Here is a 3,290-nt window from a genome sequence, read left to right on the forward strand (position 1 = left end):
ACGATGTTTCAGGCTATCCGATAGCTGTGAACTATGCCATCGAATACCGTGATGTCGGTATGAATGAAGATCTTCCGGTGTTCATCAAAGCAAATGGCGGTAAGACATACACCGAGAATGAAGCTCTTGCCCTCCTGTTAAAGGATGCAAGAGGAAATTCCCTTAAGAGTGTACAAAGGTCCGAAAGCCAGAAACTCTTCTTCCTGATCGCTGCGTTATTGCTGTTCCTTGGAGAAATTGCAGTAAGGCGTATAAGGGAGATCAGAGAGTCGAAAAAGGGCGATTAAAGGCGGATCCAATTCGCCTTCCTTTTTTAAAAAAACGCATTCAGAAGACTACAAATTGAACTGTAGTTAAAGTAATGGATATATAAGAAGTACTCATTCTATCACCTGAAGCCAATTACTAACATCATATAATCCAGGTGATATCATGAAAAACACATACATACCATTACTTGTACTCACGGTACTCGCAGCCATAACTGCCGGTGCCATGATAATGAATGCTGATGCTGATGAAAAAATACTGATAGATGAAGGTGGACTGGAAGCAGAAAATTCACCTGCTATTGATGGTGGAAACAACGGCAAACTGCAACCTTTGAATACCATTGCTACTATCATAGGGATCGAAACATGGGATAGTACAACAGTTCTCCTTCTGGACCTGGATGAGAGCGATATTGGTGAAGGATACCCATGTGACATTTATCTGAAGATCGGTCAGGAAACAACCATTAAAGACAGCAATGGGAACGAACTTAGCATTGAAGACCTTAACAACGGAACAAGGATAGAAGCATATTACGGACCTGCTACAACCAGAAGCCTGCCACCACAAAGCGGAGCCGTTAGCATTGTCGTACTTGATGAAGACGAAAAACCAGGTATCCTACAACCTGTAAAGACTCTCGGAACCATTCTCGGAACAGAAAAATGGACCAGCAGCACGATGATCCTTCTGGATGAGGATGATGTTGAGATCGGTGAAGGATATCCATGTGACATCTACCTGAGTATCGGTCAGGAAACAACCATCACAGACAGCAATGGGAACGAACTTACCATTGAAGACCTTACTGAAGGAACAAGGATAGAAGCTTACTATGGACCAATGGTCACAGCAAGTTTACCGCCACAAAGCGGAACCTTGAAGATCGTGGTCTTATTAGAGTGAAATTAGAATAGCAATTGCATGGATACTAAAAGTGATCAGCTTTTACTCCATGCCTCTTTTTTTAGGATAAATTCTATCAACTATATCCCTTTCTCCAAAAAGTCTAATACCCTTAGAAATTAATCTTATTAACAGTTAATAAGAATAATTCATTCTAATAACTGGGGGTTAATCATGGGAGATAGTAAATACATTCGGTGGTTCGAAGAGATACGTATAGAGGATATACCTTCTGTCGGAGGTAAAAATGCCTCACTAGGTGAGATGTATAGGGAACTGACAGGGAAGGATATTAAGATACCAAACGGTTTTGCGGTTACAGCGGATGCTTACTGGCATGTCCTGGAATCTGCAGGTGTGCTGCAAGAACTTAAGGATAGTCTGGAAGGACTGGACACAGCAGATGTCACGGACCTTGCTGAAAGAGGGAAAAAAGCAAGGAGCATAGTACTCGATGCAGGGATACCGGATGATCTCTGGGAAGAGATTAAAGAAGCCTATGACAAACTGAGCGAAGAGTATGGAACTGAGACCGACGTAGCAGTTCGCAGTTCTGCAACAGCAGAGGACCTTCCTGATGCTTCATTTGCAGGACAGCAGGAAACCTACCTAAATGTACACGGCTACCACTCCCTGAAAGATGCATGTAACCGGTGCTTTGCTTCTCTTTTCACGGACAGGGCGATATCCTACCGTGTGCACCACAAATTCGATCACTTCAAGGTCGGACTGTCAATAGGCGTCATGAAGATGGTACGCTCAGACCTTGCATCCAGCGGGGTCATATTCACCATAGACACCGAAACCGGCTTTGAGGGTGTTGTATTCATAACCGGCGCTTACGGCCTTGGGGAGAACATCGTGCAGGGACTTGTCAATCCGGATGAGTTCTACGTCTTCAAACCCACCTTAAAAGAAGGCTACATGCCTATAATCAAGAAAAGGATGGGCAGCAAAGAGATAAAGATGATATACGGACGTGGGGATTCCCGTATTCTTACCCGTAATGTGGAAGTTCCCCTTGCAGACCAGAGAAAGTTCTGCATCAACGATGATGAGATACTCCTGCTTGCAAAATATGCTGCCACCATTGAGGACCACTATTCTAAAAAGAAAGGTCAGGCCGTACCCATGGACATAGAATGGGCAAAAGACGGTAACACTGATGAGCTGTTCATTGTACAGGCAAGGCCTGAGACCGTGCAGTCAAGGAAAAGAAAGGATGTCCTTGAGACCTATTTCCTCGATGAGCAATCGGATGTTCTCGTCACTGCCAGAAGTGTAGGTGACAAGATAGCGACTGGTACGGTGCATGTGATCGATGATGTTTCCAAACTTTCTTCTTTCAAACAGGGAGAGATACTGGTAGCTGATACGACCACTCCTGACTGGGAACCTATAATGAAACGTGCGGCCGCCATCATCACCAATAAAGGTGGAAGGACATGCCATGCCGCTATCGTCAGCCGTGAGCTCGGGGTCCCGGCAGTAGTGGGTGCACAAGATGCAACTGAAAAACTGAAGAACGGGATGGATGTCACAGTCAGCTGTGCTGAAGGGGATATCGGCAGGGTCTACGAAGGCATACTGCCTTTCCACATAGAGACCGTTGACCTCAAGGGTCTGGGAAAGACAAAGACCGAGATAATGATGAACCTCGGCAATCCGGAAGAGGCCTTTTCCCTTTCCATGATACCGAACGATGGTATCGGACTCGCAAGACTTGAGTTCATCATCTCGAGTTATATCAAGGTCCACCCAATGGCACTGATCCATCCTGAAAAGGTTGAAGATGAAAGTGTGCTTGAAGAAATTGAGAAACTCACAGCCGGGTACAAGAGCAAGGAAGACTATTTCGTGGAAAAGCTTTCCCAGGGTGTAGCGACCATTGTGGCTTCATTCTATCCGAAACCTGTGGTGGTGCGTATGAGCGATTTTAAATCGAACGAGTATGCAAGCCTGATTGGCGGGAAATATTTCGAGTTCGAAGAGAGCAACCCCATGATAGGTTTCAGGGGAGCATCCCGCTATTATGATGAGCGCTACAGAGAAGGATTTGCGCTTGAGTGCAAGGCCATGAAGAAGGTCAGGGATGAGATGGGACTTACAAA

At 45.3% G+C, this 3,290-nt stretch carries 2 protein-coding genes and 1 pseudogene; all 3 read left to right on the forward strand.

Going from position 1 to position 3,290, the window contains the following annotated elements; translation table 11 throughout:
• A pseudogene (locus tag QAS77_RS11175) lies at positions 1-287 on the forward strand (hypothetical protein); the annotation flags it as partial.
• Positions 288-432: 145 nt separating this feature from the next.
• Positions 433-1,179 carry a hypothetical protein gene (locus tag QAS77_RS11180; RefSeq protein WP_305065617.1) on the forward strand — a complete coding sequence of 249 codons (747 nt, stop codon included), beginning with the start codon at positions 433-435 and terminating at the stop codon, positions 1,177-1,179.
• Between the two features lie 174 nt (positions 1,180-1,353).
• Positions 1,354-3,290, forward strand: a 1,937-nt coding sequence (gene ppsA, locus QAS77_RS11185) for a phosphoenolpyruvate synthase (RefSeq protein ID WP_305065618.1), incomplete at its 3' end; no start/stop codon positions are given.

The sequence above is a fragment of the Methanococcoides sp. genome (assembly GCF_030594565.1).
In the GTDB taxonomy this organism is placed as follows: Archaea; Halobacteriota; Methanosarcinia; order Methanosarcinales; family Methanosarcinaceae; genus Methanococcoides; species Methanococcoides seepicolus.

Excerpts from the sequence above, each read along its gene's own strand:
- QAS77_RS11180 (WP_305065617.1), top strand. The coding sequence starts at position 433 with ATGAAAAACACATACATACCATTACTTGTACTCACGGTACTCGCAGCC.